Source organism: Pseudomonas maumuensis, assembly GCF_019139675.1.
GTDB classification, from domain to species: Bacteria; Pseudomonadota; Gammaproteobacteria; order Pseudomonadales; family Pseudomonadaceae; genus Aquipseudomonas; species Aquipseudomonas maumuensis.
The window spans coordinates 457559-478440 of sequence record NZ_CP077077.1 but is presented as its reverse complement, the minus strand read 5'-3'; the positions used below and the strand labels follow the sequence as shown (position 1 = coordinate 478440).

At 63.4% G+C, this 20882-nt stretch carries 17 protein-coding genes; 11 read left to right on the top strand and 6 right to left on the bottom strand.

Going from position 1 to position 20882, the window contains the following annotated elements:
* Positions 1-4: 4 nt before the first annotated feature.
* The 3 genes from KSS90_RS02225 to KSS90_RS02215 form a co-directional block, all read right to left on the bottom strand.
* Positions 5-1117 (bottom strand): ABC transporter ATP-binding protein, encoded by a 1113-nt coding sequence (locus KSS90_RS02225; RefSeq protein WP_139668073.1) that lies wholly within the window; start codon positions 1115-1117, stop codon positions 5-7.
* Positions 1118-1331: 214 nt separating this feature from the next.
* Positions 1332-1964, bottom strand: coding sequence for a response regulator (locus KSS90_RS02220; RefSeq protein WP_217869719.1), 633 nt, complete (start codon positions 1962-1964; stop codon positions 1332-1334).
* Positions 1958-4360: a PAS domain-containing sensor histidine kinase gene (locus tag KSS90_RS02215; RefSeq protein WP_217868071.1), complete on the bottom strand. Its 2403-nt coding sequence runs from the start codon at positions 4358-4360 to the stop codon at positions 1958-1960. The genes KSS90_RS02220 and KSS90_RS02215 overlap by 7 nt, the downstream gene beginning before the upstream one ends.
* A 95-nt stretch (positions 4361-4455) precedes the next feature.
* On the opposite strand from KSS90_RS02215, the gene KSS90_RS02210 reads away from it, so the two are divergent.
* Complete coding sequence (locus KSS90_RS02210; protein ID WP_217868070.1) at positions 4456-5460, top strand: alpha/beta hydrolase family protein; 1005 nt, start codon at positions 4456-4458, stop codon at positions 5458-5460.
* 51 nt (positions 5461-5511) lie between these two features.
* On the opposite strand, the gene KSS90_RS02205 is transcribed toward KSS90_RS02210, so the two are convergent.
* From KSS90_RS02205 to KSS90_RS02195, 3 genes are read right to left on the bottom strand one after another with little or no spacing between them, the layout of a single operon-like run.
* Positions 5512-6276: a TerB family tellurite resistance protein gene (locus tag KSS90_RS02205; RefSeq protein WP_217868069.1), complete on the bottom strand. Its 765-nt coding sequence runs from the start codon at positions 6274-6276 to the stop codon at positions 5512-5514.
* Between the two features lies 1 nt (position 6277).
* Positions 6278-6949, bottom strand: coding sequence for an N-acetylmuramate alpha-1-phosphate uridylyltransferase MurU (murU, locus tag KSS90_RS02200; protein WP_217868068.1), 672 nt, complete (start codon positions 6947-6949; stop codon positions 6278-6280).
* Complete coding sequence (locus tag KSS90_RS02195) at positions 6946-7965, bottom strand: aminoglycoside phosphotransferase family protein (protein ID WP_217868067.1); 1020 nt, start codon at positions 7963-7965, stop codon at positions 6946-6948. The genes murU and KSS90_RS02195 overlap by 4 nt, the downstream gene beginning before the upstream one ends.
* A gap of 132 nt (positions 7966-8097) precedes the next feature.
* Here KSS90_RS02195 and KSS90_RS02190 point away from each other — a divergent pair, with 132 nt between their 5' ends.
* The 10 genes from KSS90_RS02190 (at position 8098) to KSS90_RS02145 (ending at position 20867) form a co-directional block, all read left to right on the top strand.
* The gene (locus KSS90_RS02190) at positions 8098-10908 is read left to right on the top strand and encodes an LPS-assembly protein LptD (RefSeq protein ID WP_217868066.1); all 2811 of its coding nucleotides are present in this window, start codon (positions 8098-8100) and stop codon (positions 10906-10908) included.
* A complete protein-coding gene (locus KSS90_RS02185; protein WP_217868065.1) occupies positions 10889-12208 on the top strand; it encodes a peptidylprolyl isomerase in 1320 nt (439 codons plus the stop codon). The genes KSS90_RS02190 and KSS90_RS02185 overlap by 20 nt, the downstream gene beginning before the upstream one ends.
* Positions 12205-13194, top strand: coding sequence for a 4-hydroxythreonine-4-phosphate dehydrogenase PdxA (pdxA, locus tag KSS90_RS02180; protein WP_217868064.1), 990 nt, complete (start codon positions 12205-12207; stop codon positions 13192-13194). Before KSS90_RS02185 ends, pdxA begins: the two co-directional genes overlap by 4 nt.
* Positions 13191-13991, top strand: coding sequence for a 16S rRNA (adenine(1518)-N(6)/adenine(1519)-N(6))-dimethyltransferase RsmA (gene rsmA, locus KSS90_RS02175; protein WP_217868063.1), 801 nt, complete (start codon positions 13191-13193; stop codon positions 13989-13991). Before pdxA ends, rsmA begins: the two co-directional genes overlap by 4 nt.
* A gap of 128 nt (positions 13992-14119) precedes the next feature.
* Positions 14120-14500: a Co2+/Mg2+ efflux facilitator ApaG/CorD gene (gene apaG, locus KSS90_RS02170; protein WP_046857379.1), complete on the top strand. Its 381-nt coding sequence runs from the start codon at positions 14120-14122 to the stop codon at positions 14498-14500.
* The gene (locus KSS90_RS02165) at positions 14500-15357 is read left to right on the top strand and encodes a symmetrical bis(5'-nucleosyl)-tetraphosphatase (protein ID WP_217868062.1); all 858 of its coding nucleotides are present in this window, start codon (positions 14500-14502) and stop codon (positions 15355-15357) included. Before apaG ends, KSS90_RS02165 begins: the two co-directional genes overlap by 1 nt.
* A 13-nt stretch (positions 15358-15370) precedes the next feature.
* A complete protein-coding gene (glpE, locus tag KSS90_RS02160) occupies positions 15371-15700 on the top strand; it encodes a thiosulfate sulfurtransferase GlpE (protein ID WP_217868061.1) in 330 nt (109 codons plus the stop codon).
* 282 nt (positions 15701-15982) lie between these two features.
* On the top strand, positions 15983-17905 hold the full coding sequence (locus KSS90_RS02155) for a PrkA family serine protein kinase (protein WP_023629260.1): 1923 nt from the start codon (positions 15983-15985) through the stop codon (positions 17903-17905).
* Positions 17906-18030: 125 nt separating this feature from the next.
* Entirely contained in the window at positions 18031-19302 is a 1272-nt protein-coding gene (locus KSS90_RS02150; protein WP_217868060.1) for a YeaH/YhbH family protein, read from the top strand.
* The gene (locus tag KSS90_RS02145; protein ID WP_046857383.1) at positions 19299-20867 is read left to right on the top strand and encodes a SpoVR family protein; all 1569 of its coding nucleotides are present in this window, start codon (positions 19299-19301) and stop codon (positions 20865-20867) included. The genes KSS90_RS02150 and KSS90_RS02145 overlap by 4 nt, the downstream gene beginning before the upstream one ends.
* Positions 20868-20882: the final 15 nt, after the last annotated feature.

Here is a 20882-nt window from a genome sequence, read left to right as displayed (position 1 = left end):
ACCTTCAATGGGCGTCGGCAATCGGATCGAGCGCGCGGGCGTGCTCCACCTCCCAGCCCAGCGGTACCACGTCGCCCACAGCCAGGGCCGGGTCGAGCTCGGCGATTGGCTGCTTGACGAAGAAATCGGCCTTGCCACAGACCTCCAGGCGCACCCGCACGTGATCGCCGAGGTAGATGAACTCGGCGACACGACCGGAGAAGCGGTTGACGCAGTTCTCGCTGTGGCCGTTCAGGCGTACCCGCTCGGGGCGGATCGACAGGGTCACCGGGTCACCGGCCTGGCCGACGTTGACCGCCAGCGCATCGACCCGCTCGCCACGGGCCAGTTGCACCTGGCAACGATTACCGTCACTGGCCAGCAGGGTGCCGTTGATACGGTTGTTCTCACCGATGAAGTTGGCGACGAAGGTATTGCAAGGTTCTTCGTAAAGGGTGCGCGGGTCGGCGATCTGCTGGATCTCGCCCTGGTGGAACACCGCCACCCGGTCGGACATGGTCAGCGCCTCGCCCTGGTCGTGGGTCACGTAGACCACGGTCACGCCCAGGCGCTGGTGGATATGCTTGATCTCCATCTGCATATGTTCGCGCAGTTGCTTGTCGAGGGCGCCGAGCGGTTCGTCCATCAGCACCAGCTGTGGCTCGAACACCAGGGCGCGGGCCAGTGCCACCCGTTGCTGCTGGCCACCGGAAAGCTGGCCGGGATAACGCTTGGCGAAGGCATCGAGCTGGACCATGCCGAGCACGCGCTTGACCCGTTCGCTGACGTCGGTCTTGCTGAGGTTGCGCACGGTCAGCGGGAAGGCCAGGTTCTCGGCCACGGTCATATGCGGGAATAGTGCGTAGTTCTGGAACACCATGCCGATGTCGCGCTTGTGCGGCGGCACATTGTTGATCGAGCGCCCGGCCAGCTGGATCTCGCCGGCGGTGGGGGTCTCGAAGCCGGCCAGCATCATCAGGCTGGTGGTCTTGCCCGAACCGGAAGGGCCGAGCAGGGTCAGGAACTCGCCCTTGCGGATGTCCAGGTTGAGGTCCTTGACGATCAGCGATTCGCCGTCGTAGCTCTTCTGCACACCTCGGAAGCTGACCAGCGTCTCGTTCGAATTCGCCTCGCTCATGCCCTGCACCTTCTTGTTGGAATGACTGCGTAGGCAAAAGCGTAGAAGAAGCGCAAAGCCCCGGAAATCGGGGGCGCTGAGAGAATGCCATCATCCGGATGGAAGACTTGTTGTAGGGATCGCCCTACAAGGGTGACGCTCCCAGACAACTATGACGCATGGGATCGTGGCAGCGGCGGTCCCAGTTATGGATTACCTGTCGTAACCAGAACATTCACACCAGCTTGTGCTCCATGGCGTACTTCACCAGCTCCGCCAGCGAGTTGACCTTGAGCTTCTGCATCAGTCGCGCCTTATGAGTGCTGATGGTCTTGCTCGACAGCGCCAGCTGAAGGGCGATGTCGTTGACGTTGGCACCCTGGGCCAGGCGCTCGAACACCGAGAATTCGCGCTCCGACAGCAGCGTGTGCAGCGGCCGGGTTTCGGTCAGGCCCACTTCGAACACCATGCGGTCGGCCAGGGCCGGGTCGATGTAGCGCCCTCCCCCCGCCACCCGGCGGATGGCCGTGAGCAACAGCGCCGGGTCGCTGTCCTTGGTCGCATAGCCCGCCGCACCGGCCTTGAGCGCCCGCGCAGCCATCTGCGCCTCGTCATGCATCGACAGCATCAGGATCGCCGGCGGGTTGTTCAGCGCGCGGATCCGCGGGATCGCCTCCAGGCCATTCACCCCAGGCATGGAGATATCCAGCAGCACCACCTCGCACGGCGTGTGGCGCAGGGCCTCCAGCAACTGCTCGCCATTGCCCGCTTCGCCCGCCACCTGCATATCCTTGGCCAGGCCGATCAATTGCTTGATGCCTTCCCGGACGATGGTGTGGTCTTCCGCCACCAGCACTCGAATCACGATTGTTTCTCCTGCTTCAAAGGAATCGCCACGCTCAGGCTGGTGCCCTCGCCCGGCTCGCTGTCCAGGCTCATACTGCCACCGTGCATCAGCACCCGCTCACGCACACCCACCAGGCCGAACGAAGTCGGCCGTGCCGCCTCCATGGCAAACCCCACGCCGTCGTCGATCACGGTCATGCGCAACTGCCCGGCCTCGTGAACCAGTTCGATCTGCACCGTGTGCGCCTGGGCATGGCGCATGACGTTGGTCAGCGCCTCCTGCAAGATACGGAACAGGCCGATGGCCTTGGCATCGCTCAAGGGTGGCAGATTGTCCGGTACCTGCACCAGGCAGGGGATCTGTGTGCGCGCCTCGAAACGCCGCGCCTGCCACTCGATGGCCGAGGCGATGCCGGCGTCGAGGATCGGCGGGCGCAGGGCTGTTGCCACGTCGCGAACCAGCTGGAACAACTGGGCGATCAGACGCTTCATGCTCGCCAGGCGCTCGTTGAGGGCGGGATCCAGCTCGGCGAACGCCAGCTCGCACATCGACACCTCAAGCTTGAGCACCGTGAGCATCTGCCCCAATTCGTCGTGGACTTCGCGGGCAATCCGCGCCTTCTCCTCTTCGCGCACGCTTTCCAGGTGCGCCGACAACTCGCGCAATTGCTCCTGGGACCCGGCCAGCGCCAGCTCGGCCTGCTTGCCTTGGGTGATGTCCCAGACCACGCCGTCCCACACCATGCGCCCATCGGCCAGGCGGCGAGTGGTCGCCTTGATGTCGGCCCAGCGCTGCTCGCCCTGGCGGGTGAGGATACGCCCCTGCCAGGACCAGTCCTGATCGCTGGCCAAGGCCAGGTCCTGGACCCGATGGTAGTCGGCGCGATCCTCCGGGTGGACCAGGTTGCGCAGCCCCATCTGCGGGTGCTGGATCGCCGCCGGGGTGTAGCCGACCAGCGCCTCGCTGCCTTCGCTGATGTAGGGAAACTCCGGGTCGCCTTCGGCCGGATCGCGCTCCAGGCGAAACACCAGCCCCGGCACGTTGCCAGCGATCCCCTTGAGTCGCGCCTCGCTTTCGCGCAGCGCGGCCAGGTCGCGCCTGCGCTCGGTGACATCGGCGAGAAACACCACCAGGTACTCGGCATCGCGAAAACGCAGGAACGACAGCGACAACTCGACCGGGAACAGGCTGCCGTCGGCGCGCCGACACTGGCTTTCGAACTGCTGCTCGCCGCCATCTCCGGTACGGGCACGCTTCCACAGTTCCAGCCAGCGGTCCATCTTCAGGTTCGGTTCGATAACGACCAGCGGCAGCTCCAACAGCGCTCCCTCGGCAAAGCCCAGCATGCGCTCGGCGGCATGATTGGCGTAGCGCACATGGCTGTCCCAGTTGACCCAGAGGATGCCCACCGTGCTCTGGTCGATAGAAAACTGACTCAGGCGCAAAGCCTCCTCACGCACCTGGCGCTCGACCAGACTCTCGCGGGCCGCCAGCAACCCCCGCTCCAAGCCACGCTGCTGACGGCGCTGCCAGGTCAGGGTCGCCAGGGCACACAGCAGCAGCAGGCCGAACAGTAAGGCCAGGTTCTGCCAGAATCCGGCGGACTCGGAGAACCGTGGATACTTGGGCTGCAACCAGCGCTGGTGCATCTGCTCCAGGGTCTTGGCCGGCAGGGCCTGCAAGGCACGCTCGAGAATATCGGCCAGCACCGGCCAATCGCGCCGCGAACCGACCCGCAGCAACTGTGGCAAACCGATGTCGCCCACCACCGCCAGGTCGGCGAACTCGCCCTCGCGGGACAGCCGGCTGAGCTGCGCCTCGTCCAGCACGGCGAAGCTGGCCTGCCCACCCAGCACCAGTTGCAGGGCCTCCCGCTCGTTGGGCACACCCTGCACGTTGAGGTTGCCGTAATTGCCACGCAGGTAATCCGCCAAGGCACTGGGCATGCGCACGGCCAGGCGCTCGCTGGTGGTCAGCTTCTCCAGCTCAACTGCCACCGCACCGCTGCGCATACCCACCACCAATTGCGGTACGCGCATGTAAGGGTCACTGAACAACCACAGCCGCAGGCTGGCAGGTGTTTGCGTAAGGCCTGGGGCGAAATCGATCTCGCCCGCCTGCAAGGCATGTTCAAGGGCGGCCTGGTCGGCAAAGCCGCGCCAGGTCAGATCCAGGCCCAACGCCTGGGACAAGGCGCCGACCAGCTCGACGTTCGCCCCGTAGAATTGCTGCAGGCGGCGGTCGAACTGGGCATAGGGCGCCTGCAGTACCAGGCCGACGCGCAAGCCGCGGTGTTCGTCCAGCCATTGCTGCTGGGCTGGATCCAGCACCACGGCGGGCGGCGCTTGGGGCTTGGCCAGAGCGATCAAGGGTAGGCACAACCAGCCGATAACCCACAGGCAACGCACTCGCTTCATCTCTACGCTCGTCTTGGCAATGACGGCCACCTGGCGTGGCCGTCGCGGGCAAATACCATTAGGCTGCCGGTATGATTCTGGCCTTGGATTGATCGATGTTCACACTTTATCGCACGACGCTGGCAATGTTCTGCCTGGCTTCGGCCCTGCCGTTCGCGGCCCAAGCCGACGACACCGAGAAACCCCAAGCGCCCGCCGAGGCGGCCGCTCCCACTCCCGCCCCGCGCCCACCGCTACTCGAGCGCAGCCAGGACGATGCCCTGGCCCTCGAGCGCCAGGTACCCAAGGCCGAACAGCAGACTTTGCAAGCCAATGGTGAAAACTTCCTGGCGCTGTGGAAGCCGGCCAACGACAGCGATCCGCAAGGTGCTGTGATCATTGTCCCTGGCGCGGGCGAAAGCGCCGACTGGCCCACCACCGTTGGCCCGCTGCGCCGTGGCTTCCCCGATGCAGGCTGGAGCACCTTGAGCCTGAGCATGCCCGACCTGCTGGCCGAGCGCCCACAGGCGCGGGTCGCGGCCAAGCCAGCAGTCGAACCGAAAAAAGAGGGCGGCGAGTCGGCTCCGGCCAAGGACACGCCTGCCGATGCCAACGCCAACGTTGCCCAGGCGACCGCACCGGAAACAGATGCCGCCGAGAACACCGACGCGGTCGAAGCCGACGAGCACACCAGCGAGGAGGATGCCGAGCGTATCTTCGCCCGCCTCGACGCCGCCGTGGCCTATGCCCAGCAGCAGAAGGCGCGCAGCATCGTGTTGCTGGGCAGCGGCAGTGGCGCGTACTGGGCCGCGCGTTATCTCAGCGAAAAGCAACCGCCCCAGGTGCAGAAACTGGTGATGGTCGCCGCGCAGACACCGGCGCGGGTCGAGCATGACCTGCTGAGTCTGACACCGACCCTGAAGGTGCCGACCGCCGACCTCTACTACGCCACCCGCACAGCCGATCGGCTCGCGGCCCAGCAGCGCCTGCAGGCCAGCAAGCGGCAGAAGAGCAGCCTGTACCGACAGCTTTCGCTGATGGCCGTGCCTGGCAACAAGGCAGCGGAGCAGGAACAACTGTTGCGTCGGGTGCGCGGCTGGCTGACGCCAAAGGCAGAGTAAAAATGACCGCGCCTGCCTACCCCGGCAGGCGCGGCCCTGCCCGCAATGGCGTTACAAGCCCCTGCGCTTGCGGATCATGGCATAAGCCTGATGCAGCTCGCGGGTTAGCTCGGTTGCCTCGCGCACCTTCGCTTCGCTGGCGCCACTTCCCACCAGTTTGTCTGGATGATGCCGGCTGAGCAGGCGCCGATAGGCCTGTTTGACCTTGTCGGCCTCGGTGTCCGGCTCCACCCCCAGCAATCTCAGCGCCGCCGCATAGGTCATGACACCGCCCTCGATCGACGACCGGCGCGGCTCATACTCCAGCGACAAGGCCTGCACCTGGTTGCGACTGAGCCCCAGCTGCTGGCCCCAGCCCAGCAACAGGTCGCGTTCCTGCCGCCCGGCCTTGCCGTCGGCCCAGACCATGCGCCAACAGGCGCGCAAGGTGCCTTCGGCGCCGTGGGGCTGCACCCTGATACGGCGCAGGTAGTGCCCAAGGCGCTCCTTGCCCGACTTCCCGCGGTTGAACGCGGCAATCGCTCGCATCCGAGCAGGTTCCGCCAGGTCCAGACGGGACATCTCTTGTCGCGCCTGCTGGATGTGACCCTCGACAACCCGGCCATCACTCTTGGCCAAGCGGCCAAGCAACACGAACAGCAACTCTTCGTCACGCAGTGCCGGGCGCCCGCCCAGGCGCTCGCGCACGTCTTCCCAACCCTGCAGCCGCAGGCGCCGATCCATGGCCTGGCCCAGCAGCGCCCCCAGCAACGCACCGGGGATGCTGGCCACGGCGAAACCGGCACCGGCACCAATCACTGTGCTCGGCCACCACATATCAGGCACGCTCCCCGATCAGACGCTCGACGTCAGCCAGACGCTCGAGGGTGCCGACATCGATCCAGTGTCCGGCATAGTGCTCGCCGCTGACCCGCCCTTCGGCCATGGCACTGCGCAACAGGGGGGCCAGTTTGAATGCGCCGGGCTGGCAACCTGCAAACAGCGCCGGGTCCAGCACAGAGATACCACTGAAAGTCAGCGTTCCCGGGGCGTCATCGCCATCGCTCACCTGCCCGTCCGCCAGGCGGAAGTCGCCACGGCCGTGGTGGCCGGGGTTGTCCACCAGCACCAGATGCGCCAGGCCGTGCAACGGCGCATTCAGGCCGGCGAAGTCATAGTCGGTCCAGACATCGCCATTGACCAGGATGAACGGCGCATCACCCAGCAACGGCAGCGCCTTGAGGATCCCGCCACCGGTCTCCAGCGGCTCGCCTTCCGGCGAATAGCTGATCGCCAGGCCAAAGCGGCTGCCATCGCCCAGGTGATCCTCGATCTGCTGACCGAGCCACGCATGGTTGATGACCACCTCGCCAATACCGGCACGGGCCAGCGCCTCGAGGTGGTACTCGATCAACGGCTTGCCGGCGGCTCGCACCAGCGGCTTGGGCGTGTGCAGGGTCAGCGGGCGCATGCGCTCACCCTTGCCTGCCGCCAGGATCATCGCCTTCATGAACGCGCCCCGGCCTGGAGTTCGGCAATCAGTTGGCCCAGCTCGGACAGCTCAGGCCGGCGGCTGATCACCTCATCTATATAGGCAAAGAAACGCGGCACGTCGGCCAGGTAGCGTGGCTTGCCGTCGCGGTGGCAGATGCGCGCGAAGATGCCGATCACCTTGAGGTGGCGCTGCACTCCCATCAGGTCGCTGGCACGCTGGAAGGCTTCGAAGTCAGCCTGTACCGGAATCCCGACGGCCTGCGCCTTGTGCCAGTAGTCCCGTAGCCAGCCTTCGACGCGGGCCTGGGGCCAACTGAGGAAGGCGTCCTTGAACAGGCAGGTGATGTCGTAGGTGACCGGGCCATAGACCGCATCCTGGAAATCCAGCACGCCTGGATTTGGCGCACTGTGCATCAGGTTGCGCGGCATGTAGTCGCGGTGTACCAGCACCTTGGGCTGGGCCAGGGCACTGTCGATCAGCAGCTGGCTGACCCGCTGCCAGGTGGCCTGCTGCGCGTCGCTGAAGCTCAGGCCAAGTTCGCGGCCCACATACCACTCGGGGAACAGTTCGACCTCACGGCGCAGCAGGGCGATATCGTAGCTGGGCAGTGGCGCGTCCATCGGCAAACGCTGGAGCGCCAGCAGCGCATCGATGGCGTCGGCGAACAGGGCGTCGGCGTTGTCCTGATCGATGATGTCCAGGTAGGTCTGACGACCCAGGTCCCCCAGTAACAGGAAACCGCGCTCCAGATCCTGGGCATGGATGACCGGCACGTTCACACCCGCCTTGGCCAGCAGATGATCGATGTCGACGAACGGGCGGCAGTTTTCCTGTGGCGGCGGCGCATCCATGATCACGAAGCTGTGCCCGGCGCCCTCCCAGCGGAAGTAGCGGCGGAAACTCGCATCGCTGCTGGCGGCGGTCAGGCTGCCGGCGGGCACATCGCCCCAGGCATTGGCACGGAAGAGGTTCTCCAGCTGCCCGGCAAGCCAGGCGGTCAGTTGTTGCAGGCGTACATCGTGATCGGGCATTACAAGGGTTCTCCGACGGCCCTAGCCGTCAAGCGGGTCATGCTTTATTATCCAGCATCTTTTTCAGACCATCGAGAGGCGTGCGGCCCCCACACGCGGGCAGATGGCACGCAGGAAGCCCGGACTAATAAGATGGCATTGAAATCCCCCGCGTTTCGTAGAAAGTTTCCGTTGCTGGTGACTGGCGGTTTGCTGGCCCTGCAACCCCTGGCCACGTCGTACGTGGTGGCCGCCGAGCAGTTCGACTGCCAAGTGTCCGCTTCCGGTGGCTGGGACTGCAAGCCCAAGACCGCAGCCAACCTGCCTCCGCGCCCGGTACACCCGGGTGCCGCCGCTGCCAGCTCGGGTGCCGAGGCACCGGGCGAAGTCGCCGCGACCGAGGCCGAAAAGCCGATGCTGGTCACCGAGGCCAAGGGCCGCGGCCTGAAGTCGCGCAGCGAAGACTACAGCCATCTGGACTGGGTTCCGCGCGAGAAGCTCACCGCCGCGCAACTGGCCGAGACCGGACCGTACTGCGGCGGCGCCTACATCGAGCCGACCCGCCCGGGCATGAACGACTCCACGCCCAAGGACGAGTCGCCGACCTACATCAACGCCAAGGTCTCCAAGTACCAGCAGGAGCAGCAGATCGCCACCCTCGCCGGTGACGTGGTCATGCGCCAGGGCAGCATGCAGGCCGAGGCCGACGAGGCCAACCTGTACCAGGCCGAGAACCGCGGCGAGCTCAAGGGCAACGTCAAGATCCGCGACAATGGCTCGCTGGTGGTTGGCGACGAGGCGCAGATCCAGCTCGATACCGGCGAGGCCCGGGTCGACAACGCCGAATACGTGATGCACAAGTCGCACATCCGCGGCAACGCGCTGTACGCCAAACGTGCGGAAAACGCCATCATCCGCCTCAAGGACGGTACCTATACCACCTGTGAGCCGGGCAGCAACGCGTGGCAGCTCAAGGGCAACAACATCACCCTGAACCCGGCCACCGGCTTCGGTACCGCGACCAACGTGACGCTGCGGGTCAAGGATTTCCCGGTGTTCTACACACCGTACATCTACTTCCCGATCGACGACCGTCGCCAGTCCGGCTTCCTGCCACCGTCGTTCAGCTCCACCAGCGACACCGGCTTCATGCTGGTCACGCCGTACTACTTCAACCTGGCACCGAACTACGATGCCACGTTGTACCCGCGCTACATGGCCAAGCGCGGCCTGCTGATGGAAGGTGAGTTCCGTTATCTGACCAAGTCCAGCGAAGGGCAGTTCGGTGGTGGTTTCCTGAACGACAAGGACGACGACCGCGAACGGCAGACGGACTACAAGAAAGATCGCTGGATGGTCAACTGGCAGCACAAGGGTGGCCTGGACGATCGCCTGATGACCGAGGTGGACTACACCGATATCAGTGACCCGTTCTATTTCCAGGACCTGGAGTCTGACCAGATCGGAGTCGAGAAACGCGACCTCGTGAATCAGCAAGGTGCGCTCACCTATCGAGGCGATAGTTACACTGCGCGCTTGAACCTGCACGCCTACGAAATGGCAACCATCTCGCAGATCACACCCTACGACAAGCTACCGCAGGTCACCTTCAATGGCATGCTGCCGTTCCACCCGGGCGGCTTCGACCTGAGCTACGAATCCGAGGCTGTTCGCTTCGACCGTGATCTGAAAAACGATTTCGTACTGGACAAGGACGGCAACCCGGACACTTCCGCAGGCGGTATTCCTGGCCGTCGCCTGGACGAGAACGTTTCCGGTATCGCTCGCGCCAACGGTACCCGCCTCAATCTTGCCCCGGCGATTAGCCTGCCAATGCAAGCCAGCTATGGCTTCATCACGCCCAAGCTGAAGTATGTCTATACCAATTACGATCTGGATCTGGACAGTCAGGGCAAGGCCCAGGCGATAGCACAATCGACAAACCCGGCCTACGGCAGCTACAGCAGCTCGCTTAACCGCGACATCCCGATTTTCAGCGTTGACAGCGGCCTGTACTTCGACCGCAACACCCAGCTGTTCGGTACCAACTACCGCCAGACTCTCGAACCGCGCCTGTTCTACCTCTATGTTCCGTACAAGGATCAGAAGGATATCCCGCTGTTCGACACTGGCGAGAACACCTTCAACTATGCCTCGCTGTTCCGCGACAACCGTTTCAGCGGAACCGATCGCATCGGTGACGAGAACAAGTTGTCGCTGGGCGTGACCAACCGCTGGATCGAGGACAATGGCTTCCAACGTCAGCGTTTCAGCATCGGCCAGGCGCTCTACTTCAAGGATCGCAAGGCCCAGCTGCCAGGTATCGACTATCGCACCCGCAAGGACAGCCAGTCGGACGTCTCGCCATACGCGCTGGAGTACGAATACGCCTTCAACCGCGATTGGCGCTTCAACTCGGACTTCAACTGGGATCCGGACAGCCGCAGCACCCGCTCGGGCAGCGCGATGTTCCACTACCAGCCTGAAGACAACCCGAACAAGGTCGTCAACCTCGGCTACCGCTACCGCAACGACCTGATCACCTACGACTCGGCGACCGGTCTCTGGAAAGTCGGTGGTGGTGACTATGGCACTCCGGGCGATCCGAACTACATCAAGGATTACTACAAGATCCAGCAACACGACTTCTCGGTCATCTGGCCGATCGTGCCGCAGTGGAGCGTCATCGCTCGTTGGCAGCATGACTACAACCGTAATCGCACCCTGGAAGCGATGGGCGGCTTCGAGTACGACAACTGCTGCTGGAAGCTGCGCCTGATCAACCGCTACTGGATCGACTACGACGACTTCAGCCAGGCCGTCCCGCAAAACGAGAAAGGCGACCACGGTATCTTCCTGCAGATCGTGCTCAAAGGGCTCGGTGGTGTAGTCGGCAACAAGGTCGAATCGTTCCTGGACCAAGGCATTCAAGGTTACCGTACCCGTGAAGAGCAAGCTTATTGATCGTCTGCGCCCGCTGATGCTGGGCGCCGCAATGCTGAGTGGCGCGGTGCATGCCGCGGTACAACCCATCGACCGTATCGTGGCCACCGTCGACAACGACGTGGTCATGCAGAGCCAGCTGAACCAGCGCGTTCGCGAAGTGCAGCAGACCATCGCCAAGCGTGGCGGCGGTGTGCCGCCCACCGACGCGCTGGAACAGCAAGTGCTGGAGCGCCTGATCGTCGAAAACCTGCAACTGCAGATCGGCGAGCGCTCGGGCATCCGCATCACCGACGAAGAGCTGAACCAGGCCGTCGCCACCATTGCCCAGCGCAATGGCATGTCGCTGGAACAGTTCCGCGCCGCCCTGGCCCATGACGGCCTGTCGTACGACGATGCCCGCGAGCAGATCAAGCGCGAGATGGTCATCAGTCGCGTACGTCAGCGCCGTGTGGCCGAGCGTATCCAGGTCTCCGAGCAGGAAGTGAAGAACTTCCTCAACTCGGACCTGGGCAAGATGCAGATGTCGGAAGAGTACCGCCTGGCCAACATCCTCATCCCGACCCCAGAAGGCGCCAACTCGGAGGCCATCCAGGCCGCCGCGCGCCAGGTAGGCGACGTCTACCAACAGCTCAAGCAAGGCGCGGACTTCGGCCAGATGGCCATCGCCCGCTCTCGCAGTGAAAACGCCCTGGAAGGCGGTGAGATGGGCTGGCGCCAGGCAGGCCAGCTGCCACCAGACTTCGCCAAGATGCTCAGCAGCATGGCGGTCGGCGACATCACCCAGCCGATCCGCATCCCCAATGGCTTCATCATCCTCAAGCTTGAAGAGAAACGTGGCGGCAGCCAGAGCATCCTGCGCGACGAAGTGCATGTGCGCCACATCCTGATCAAGCCGAGCGAAATCCGCAGTGAAGCAGCCACCGAGCAATTGGCCGAGCGCCTGTACGACCGGATCCAAAACGGTGAAAACTTCGCCGATCTGGCGAAGAGCTTCTCGGAGGATCCGGGTTCTGCGCTCAACGGCGGCGACCTTAACTGGGTCGACCCGAACAGCCTGGTACCTGAGTTCCGCGAGCAGATGGCCAACGCCGAGCAAGGCGTGGTGACCAAGCCGTTCAAGACTCAGTACGGCTGGCATGTGCTGGAAGTGCTGGGCCGCCGCGCCACCGACAGCACCGAACAGGCTCGCGAGCAGCAGGCCATGAACGTCCTGCGCAACCGCAAGTACGACGAAGAGCTGCAGAACTGGCTGCGCCAGATCCGCGACGAAGCCTACGTTGAAATCAAGCTGCCTGGCGCCGACCAGGTCGCCCAGTGAAACCCCTGCGCTTCGCCGTCACCCCCGGCGAGCCAGCCGGCATCGGTCCCGACCTGTGCCTGCTGCTCGCCGCCGAGGTCCAGCCCCACCCCCTGATCGCCATCACCAGTCGTGACCTGCTCGTCGAGCGGGCCGCGCAACTGGGGCTGGCCGTCACCCTGCTGCCCGTAACCCCCGGCAGTTTCCCGAACCAGCCTGCCCCAGCCGGCAGCCTGTACGTCTGGGACACGCCGCTGGCCAAGCCGGTGGTGGCCGGACAGCTGGACAAAGCCAATGCCGCCTTCGTCCTGGAAACACTCACCCGGGCCGGCCAGGGCTGCCTTGACGGGCAGTTCGGCGGAATGATCACCGCCCCCGTGCATAAGGGCGTGATCAACGAGAGCGGCATTGCCTTCTCCGGGCACACCGAGTTCCTCGCCGACCTAACCCATACTGCGCAAGTGGTGATGATGCTGGCCACCCACGGGCTGCGCGTGGCACTGGTGACCACCCACCTGCCCCTGCGCGATGTCGCCGACGCCATTACTGGCGAACGCCTGGAACGTGTCACCCGCATCCTGCATGCGGACATGCGCGACAAGTTCGGCATCGCCAACCCACGCATCCTGGTCTGCGGGCTCAACCCGCATGCCGGAGAAGGCGGCCACCTGGGCCGCGAAGAAATCGACATCATCGAGCCGGCACTAGCGCGACTGCGTGCCGAAGGCATGGACCTGCGCGGCCCGCTGCCAGCCGATACCCTGTTTACCCCCAAATATCTGGAGCACTGCGACGCGGTGCTGGCGATGTACCACGACCAAGGCCTGCCCGTACTCAAATACAAGGGCTTCGGCGCCGCGGTCAACGTGACGCTGGGCCTGCCGATCATCCGCACCTCGGTCGACCATGGCACCGCCCTGGACCTGGCCGGCAGCGGCCGGATCGACACCGGCAGCCTGCGCGTCGCATTGGAAACCGCCTACCAGATGGCCGAGAACCGACCATGACCGAGCACTACCAACACCGGGCGCGCAAGCGCTTCGGCCAGAACTTCCTGCATGACGCCGGAATCATCGACCGCATCCTGCGGGCGATCAACGCCAAGGCCGGCGAACATTTGCTGGAAATCGGCCCGGGCCAAGGCGCCCTGACCGAGGGCCTGCTGGGCAGCGGCGCCCAGCTGGACGTGGTGGAGTTGGACAAGGACTTGGTGCCGATCCTGCAACACAAGTTCGCCGGGCGCGGCAACTTCCGCCTGCACCAGGGCGATGCCCTGAAGTTCGACTTCAACCAGCTGGGCGTGCCAGAGCGCAGCCTGAAGGTGGTGGGCAACCTGCCCTACAACATCTCCACGCCACTGATCTTCCATCTCCTGGCCCATGCCAACCTGATCCGCGACATGCATTTCATGCTGCAGAAGGAAGTGGTCGAGCGCATGGCGGCAGGGCCAGGCGGCGGTGATTGGGGCCGGCTGTCGATCATGGTGCAGTACCACTGCCGCGTGGAGCACCTGTTCAACGTCGGCCCTGGTGCCTTCAACCCGCCGCCAAAGGTGGACTCGGCGATCGTGCGCCTGGTGCCCCATGAAGTCCTGCCGCATCCGGCCAAGAACCCGCAGCTGCTCGAGCAGGTGGTACGCGAAGCGTTCAACCAACGCCGCAAGACCCTGCGCAATACCCTCAAAGGCCTGCTCGACAGCCAGGCCATCGAAGCCGCAGGCGTCGACGGCAGCCTGCGCCCCGAGCAGCTCGATCTCGCCGCCTTCGTGCGCCTGGCCGACAAGCTGGCCGAACAGCAGGCCTGATCACACCTGCACCACCCTATCGCCGGCTTGCCGGCGATAGGGCTGACAAAGCCCCCTGCCCGGACTGGCCCTGCCCCCCGCCGATGACCTAGACTGCGTTATTGCGTTCGTTTGCCCAAGGCCCTTGCATGTCCGACCCCCGCTACCAGATCGACGTCAGCGTCGTGACCCGCTACCTCAAAGAACAATCCGACCCCGAAAGCAGCCGTTTCGCCTTCGCCTATACCATCACCGTGCAGAACAACGGCACGGTCAAGGCCAAACTGATGTCCCGCCACTGGCTGATCACCAACGGTGACGGCGAAGTCGAGGAGGTGCGCGGCGCTGGCGTGATCGGCCAACAGCCGCTGATCGAGCCTGGCCAGAGCCACACCTACAGCAGCGGCGCCGTGATCAGCACCCGCGTCGGCACCATGCAGGGCAGCTATCAGATGTTCGCCGAGGACGGCAAACGCTTCGATGCCCAGATCGCGCCGTTCCGCCTCGCCGTGCCAGGGGCCCTACACTGATGGCCACCTATGCCGTCGGCGACCTGCAAGGCTGTCTGCAACCACTCAAGTGCCTGCTCGAACGCGTGCGCTTCGATCCGGCCGTCGATCGCCTGTGGCTGGTGGGCGATCTGGTCAACCGTGGCCCCGAGTCCCTCGAGACCTTGCGTTATCTCTACTCGATCCGCCACGCGCTGGTCTGCGTGCTGGGCAACCACGACCTGCACCTGCTGGCCGCCTGGCACAATGTCGAACGCCTAAAGAAGAGCGACACCCTGCGCGAGATCATCGAAGCCCCGGACGCCGATCAGCTGTTCGACTGGCTCCGCCAGCAGAAACTGCTGCACTACGACGAAGCTCGCGGCATCGCCATGGCCCATGCCGGTATCCCACCACAGTGGACCCTGGGCAAAGCGCTGGAGCTGGCGGCGGAAGTCGAGGAAGTGCTGCGCGACGACAATCGCCTGAAACTGTATCTGGACGGTATGTACGGCAACGAGCCGAACAAGTGGAGCAAAGACCTGGCCGGCGTCGAACGCCTGCGAGTGATCACCAACTACTTCACCCGCATGCGCTTCTGCACCGCCACCGGCAAGCTCGACCTCAAGACCAAGGAAGGCGCCGACAGCGCCCCCAAAGGCTATAAACCATGGTTCGATCACCCGGACCGCCGCTCGCGCCATGTGAAGATCATCTTCGGTCACTGGGCCGCCCTCGAAGGCCGGGTCGACGTCCCCGGCGTGATTGCCCTGGATACCGGCTGTGTCTGGGGGGGCGCGATGACCCTGTACAATGTCGACAGCGGCGAATTCCACCGCTGCGACTGCACTCGCGAAGGCACCCCTCGCCCGCCGGCACCACTCAACGACCAGCACTGAAGGAACCGCACCCATGAGCGAATTCAAGCGTATCTCCCCCGAACAAGCCCTCGCCCTGCGTGCCGAAGGTGCGGTCGTGGTCGATATCCGCGACCCACAGGCGTTTGCCGCCGGCCATATCGCCGGCGCCACTCATCTGGATAATCATTCGGTCGCCGACTTCATCCGCAGCGCCGACCTGGACGCGCCTACACTGGTAGTCTGCTACCACGGCAATTCCAGCCAGAGTGCCGCCGCCTACCTGGTCGGCCAGGGCTTCTCCAACGTCTACAGCATCGATGGTGGCTTCGAACTGTGGCGTAACACCTACCCGGCGGAAACCGCCCAGGGCAGCGCCGAATAATTTTTTCATTTTTCCTGCAGCCCGCGCTTGGCGCGGGCTGGCGCCCGACCTGACGAACGGTCGTAGGCGTCTTCTCCGCTCCCCGCCCTTGACCTCTCGTATAACCAACTATCCTTAAGCCCAGGCCATCCAAAAAAGGGGAGAGCCGGTACACCGGCGTGCGGGTCATCGGTAGCGTTACAGGGTGTTCTGGGGGGTATACAGCAACCGGCAAAACCGGTTGCATGCCAGCATCGGCTGACTGATCCGGCGTCGTCTCCACGTATCGAGCGAGGTGACGTCATGAGCATTTTTAGCCACTTCCAACAACGTTTCGAGTCCACCCGCCAGGAAGAACTTTCGCTGCAGGAGTACCTCGAGCTGTGCAAAGAGGATCGCAGCGCCTATGCCTCGGCGGCCGAGCGGCTGTTGCTGGCCATCGGTGAACCAGAGCTGATCGACACCTCAAGCAACTCCCGGCTGTCGCGGATCTTCTCCAACAAGGTGATCCGCCGCTATCCGGCCTTTGCCGATTTCCATGGCATGGAAGAGTGCATCGACCAGATCGTCTCCTACTTCCGCCACGCCGCCCAAGGCCTGGAAGAGAAGAAGCAGATCCTCTACTTGCTGGGCCCGGTGGGCGGCGGTAAGTCGTCATTGGCCGAGAAGCTCAAGCAACTGATGGAAAAGGTGCCGTTCTACGCCATCAAGGGCTCACCGGTCTTCGAGTCGCCACTCGGGCTGTTCAACGCCACCGAGGACGGTGCAATCCTCGAGGAAGAGTTCGGCATTTCGCGCCGCTATCTCAATACCATCATGTCGCCCTGGGCCACCAAGCGCCTGCAGGAGTTCGGCGGCGACATCAGCAAGTTCCGGGTGGTAAAACTCTATCCGTCGATCCTCAACCAGATTGCCATTGCCAAGACCGAACCAGGTGACGAGAACAACCAGGACATCTCGGCCCTGGTCGGCAAGGTGGATATCCGCAAGCTCGAGGAGTTTCCGCAGAACGACGCCGATGCCTACAGCTACTCGGGCGCGCTGTGCCGGGCCAACCAGGGCCTGATGGAATTCGTCGAGATGTTCAAGGCGCCGATCAAGGTGCTGCACCCACTGCTCACCGCTACCCAGGAAGGCAACTACAACAGTACCGAAGGCCTGGGGGCGATCCCCTACACCGGTATCCTGCTGGCCCACTCCAACGAATCGGAATGGCACACCTTCCGCAACAACAAGAACAACGAAGCCTTCATCGACCGTATCTACATCGTCAAGGTGCCTTACTGCCTGCGCGTCAGCGACGAGATCAAGATCTACGACAAGCTGCTGATCAACAGCTCGCTGGCCAAGGCGCATTGCGCGCCCGACACACTCAAGATGCTTGCGCAGTTCACCGTGCTTTCGCGCCTCAAGGAGCCGGAGAACTCCAACATCTACTCGAAGATGCGCGTCTACGACGGCGAGAATCTCAAGGACACCGACCCCAAGGCCAAGTCGATCCAGGAGTACCGCGACTCCGCAGGCGTCGACGAGGGCATGAACGGCCTGTCGACCCGCTTCGCCTTCAAGATTCTCTCCAAGGTATTCAACTTCGATCCGCATGAGATTGCCGCCAACCCGGTGCATCTGCTGTACGTGCTGGAACAGCAGATCGAGCAGGAGCAGTTCCCCGCCGAGGTACGCGAACGCTACCTGCGCTACCTCAAGGAGTACCTGGCGCCGCGCTATATCGAGTTCATCGGCAAAGAAATCCAGACCGCTTACCTGGAGTCCTACAGCGAGTACGGCCAGAACATCTTCGACCGCTACGTGCTGTACGCCGACTTCTGGATCCAGGACCAGGAGTACCGCGACCCGGAGACTGGCGAGATCCTCAACCGCATCGCCCTCAACGAGGAGCTGGAGAAGATCGAGAAGCCGGCCGGCATCAGCAATCCGAAGGACTTCCGCAACGAGATCGTCAACTTCGTGCTGCGCGCCCGCGCCAACAACAATGGCAAGAACCCCAGCTGGCTCAGCTACGAGAAGCTGCGGGTGGTGATCGAGAAGAAAATGTTCTCCAACACCGAAGACCTGCTGCCGGTCATCAGCTTCAACGCCAAGGCCAGCAAGGAAGACCAGCAGAAGCACAACGACTTCGTCACCCGGATGGTGGAGCGTGGCTACACAGACAAACAGGTACGCCTGCTGTCGGAATGGTACCTGCGGGTCAGGAAATCGCAGTAAAAGCGGCACGCCCCGGGCGCTTGGCGGTGTGCCCCGGCACACCGCCGGCCCGTGGCGGCAGCGACTGCTTTTACTTGCAGCTCGTAGCTTGAAGCTTGCAGCTGTACCCAGCTACCGGAGGGCCCATGAGCTACGTTATCGACCGACGCCTGAACGGCAAGAACAAGAGCACGGTCAACCGCCAGCGCTTCTTGCGGCGTTACCGTGAGCACATCAAGAAAGCCGTCGAAGAGGCCGTGAGCCGCCGCTCCATCATGGACATGGAACACGGCGAGCAGATCAGTATCCCGGGACGTGACATCGACGAACCGGTGCTACACCACGGTCGCGGCGGCAAGCAGACCATCGTTCACCCAGGTAACAAGGAGTTCACCGCCGGCGAACACATCGCCCGGCCACAAGGTGGCGGCGGTGGCGGTGGGCGCGGCAAGGCCGGCAACTCCGGCGAAGGCATGGACGATTTCGTGTTCCAGATCACCCAGGAAGAATTCCTCGAATTCATGTTCGAAGACCTGGAGCTGCCCAACCTGGTCAAACGCCATCTCACCGGTGCCGACACGTTCAAGACCGTCCGCGCCGGTATCGCCAACGAGGGCAATCCCTCGCGCATCAACATCGTTCGCACCCTGCGCTCGGCCCACGCCCGACGTATCGCCCTGACCGGCAGCAGCCGCGCACTGTTGCGTGAGGCACAAAAAGAGCTGGAGCGTTTGAAAGTCGAGGAGCCGGACAATTTCACCGACATCCAGGACACCGAGGCCGAGATCGAGCGTCTCAAGGCGCGCATCAATCGCCTGCCCTTCCTCGACACCTTCGACCTCAAGTACAACTTGCTGATCAAGCAGCCCAACCCCAGCTCCAAGGCGGTGATGTTCTGCCTGATGGATGTCTCCGGCTCCATGACACAGGCCACCAAGGACATCGCCAAGCGCTTCTTCATCCTGCTGTACCTGTTCCTCAAGCGTAACTACGACCGCATCGAGGTGGTATTCATCCGCCACCACACCAGCGCCCGCGAAGTGGACGAAGAAGAGTTCTTCTACTCCCGCGAGACCGGCGGCACCATCGTCTCCAGCGCGCTCAAGCTGATGCAGGAAGTCATGGCCGAGCGCTATCCGGCCAGCGACTGGAACATCTATGCCGCCCAGGCCTCGGACGGCGACAACTGGAACGACGATTCGCCGATCTGCCGCGACATCCTTGCCAACCAGATCATGCCGCATGTGCAGTACTACACTTACGTCGAGATCACCCCACGCGAACATCAGGCGCTGTGGTACGAGTACGAGCGCATCGGCGAAGCATTTCCCGACACCTTCGCCCAGCAGCAGTTGGTATCGGCCGGCGATATCTACCCGGTCTTCCGTGAACTCTTCCAGCGCAGGTTAGCCACATGACCGCCAGAGAGCAGAGACGCCAACCCATTTCCACCGGCTCCGAATGGACGTTCGAGCTGATCCAGACCTACGACCGCGAGATCAGTCGCCTGGCCGCCCGCTACGCCCTGGATACCTACCCCAACCAGATCGAAGTCATCACCGCCGAGCAGATGATGGACGCCTACGCTTCGGTCGGCATGCCGCTGGGCTATCACCACTGGTCCTACGGCAAACAGTTCCTCAGCACCGAGAAGTCCTACAGTCGGGGCCAGATGGGCCTGGCGTACGAGATCGTGATCAATTCCGATCCGTGCATCGCCTACCTGATGGAAGAAAACACCATGTGCATGCAGGCACTGGTGATCGCGCACGCCTGCTATGGCCACAACAGTTTCTTCAAGGGCAACTACCTGTTCCGCACCTGGACCGACGCCAGCTCGATCATCGACTACCTGGTGTTCGCCAAGCAGTACATTGCCCAGTGCGAGGAGCGTCATGGCATCGACGCGGTCGAAGACCTGATCGACTCCTGCCATGCGCTGATGAACTATGGCGTGGATCGCTACAAACGCCCCTATCCCATCTCCGCCGAAGAGGAACGGCGCCGGCAGAAGGAGCGTGAAGAGCACCTGCAACGGCAGATCAACGACCTCTGGCGGACCATTCCCAAGGGCGCCGAAAAGGGTGGCGACAGGGACGATGCGCGCTTCCCCGCCGAACCCCAGGAGAACATTCTCTACTTCATCGAGAAACACGCACCACTGCTCGAACCGTGGCAACGCGAGGTGGTGCGCATCGTGCGCAAGATCGCCCAATACTTCTATCCACAACGCCAGACCCAGGTGATGAACGAAGGTTGGGCGACCTTCTGGCACTACACGCTGATGAACGATCTCTACGACGAGGGCCTGATCACCGAGGGCTTCATGATGGAGTTCCTCCAGTCGCACACCAGCGTGGTGTTCCAGCCAGGCTTCGACAGCCCCTACTACAGCGGCATCAACCCGTACGCCCTGGGCTTTGCGATGTACACCGACATTCGTCGCATGTGCGAGCACCCCACCGAGGAGGATCGCCGCTGGTTCCCGGACATCGCCGGCAGTGACTGGCTTTCGACCATCAAGTTCGCCATGAGCAGCTTCAAGGACGAAAGCTTCATCCTGCAGTACCTGTCGCCCAAGGTGATGCGCGACCTCAAGCTGTTCAGCATCCTCGACGATGACCAGCGCGACGACCTGCTGGTCCCGGCGATCCATGACGAGGCCGGCTACCGCACCATCCGCGAGCAACTGGCCGCCCAGTACAACCTGGGCAACCGTGAACCCAACGTACAGATCTGGAGCATCGATCGCCGCGGCGACCGCTCGCTCACCCTGCGCCACCAGCAGCACAACCGCAAACCCCTGGGTGACTCCACCGAAGAGGTGCTCAAGCACCTGCACCGCTTGTGGGGCTTCGATATCCACCTGGAGACCGTTCAGGGCGACCAGGTGATGAAGACCCACCACATGCCGCCGCGCGGCGAGCATAGCGAGGCCGGCGACTACGGGCGCATGGACCTGGCGGTGGTGCATCACCTCTAGCCGCCATCCACCTCC

What these genes read in the sequence shown, in the direction of transcription:
- apaG (WP_046857379.1), top strand. Translation starts at nt 14,120, where the DNA reads ATGTCCGACCCCCGCTACCAGATCGACGTCAGCGTCGTGACCCGCTAC.
- KSS90_RS02210 (WP_217868070.1), top strand. Translation starts at nt 4,456, where the DNA reads ATGTTCACACTTTATCGCACGACGCTGGCAATGTTCTGCCTGGCTTCG.
- KSS90_RS02150 (WP_217868060.1), top strand. Translation starts at nt 18,031, where the DNA reads ATGAGCTACGTTATCGACCGACGCCTGAACGGCAAGAACAAGAGCACG.
- KSS90_RS02205 (WP_217868069.1), bottom strand. Translation starts at nt 6,276, where the DNA reads ATGTGGTGGCCGAGCACAGTGATTGGTGCCGGTGCCGGTTTCGCCGTG.
- KSS90_RS02195 (WP_217868067.1), bottom strand. Translation starts at nt 7,965, where the DNA reads ATGCCCGATCACGATGTACGCCTGCAACAACTGACCGCCTGGCTTGCC.
- KSS90_RS02190 (WP_217868066.1), top strand. Translation starts at nt 8,098, where the DNA reads ATGGCATTGAAATCCCCCGCGTTTCGTAGAAAGTTTCCGTTGCTGGTG.
- glpE (WP_217868061.1), top strand. Translation starts at nt 15,371, where the DNA reads ATGAGCGAATTCAAGCGTATCTCCCCCGAACAAGCCCTCGCCCTGCGT.
- rsmA (WP_217868063.1), top strand. Translation starts at nt 13,191, where the DNA reads ATGACCGAGCACTACCAACACCGGGCGCGCAAGCGCTTCGGCCAGAAC.
- KSS90_RS02225 (WP_139668073.1), bottom strand. Translation starts at nt 1,117, where the DNA reads ATGAGCGAGGCGAATTCGAACGAGACGCTGGTCAGCTTCCGAGGTGTG.
- KSS90_RS02145 (WP_046857383.1), top strand. Translation starts at nt 19,299, where the DNA reads ATGACCGCCAGAGAGCAGAGACGCCAACCCATTTCCACCGGCTCCGAA.
- murU (WP_217868068.1), bottom strand. Translation starts at nt 6,949, where the DNA reads ATGAAGGCGATGATCCTGGCGGCAGGCAAGGGTGAGCGCATGCGCCCG.
- KSS90_RS02165 (WP_217868062.1), top strand. Translation starts at nt 14,500, where the DNA reads ATGGCCACCTATGCCGTCGGCGACCTGCAAGGCTGTCTGCAACCACTC.
- KSS90_RS02215 (WP_217868071.1), bottom strand. Translation starts at nt 4,360, where the DNA reads ATGAAGCGAGTGCGTTGCCTGTGGGTTATCGGCTGGTTGTGCCTACCC.
- KSS90_RS02155 (WP_023629260.1), top strand. Translation starts at nt 15,983, where the DNA reads ATGAGCATTTTTAGCCACTTCCAACAACGTTTCGAGTCCACCCGCCAG.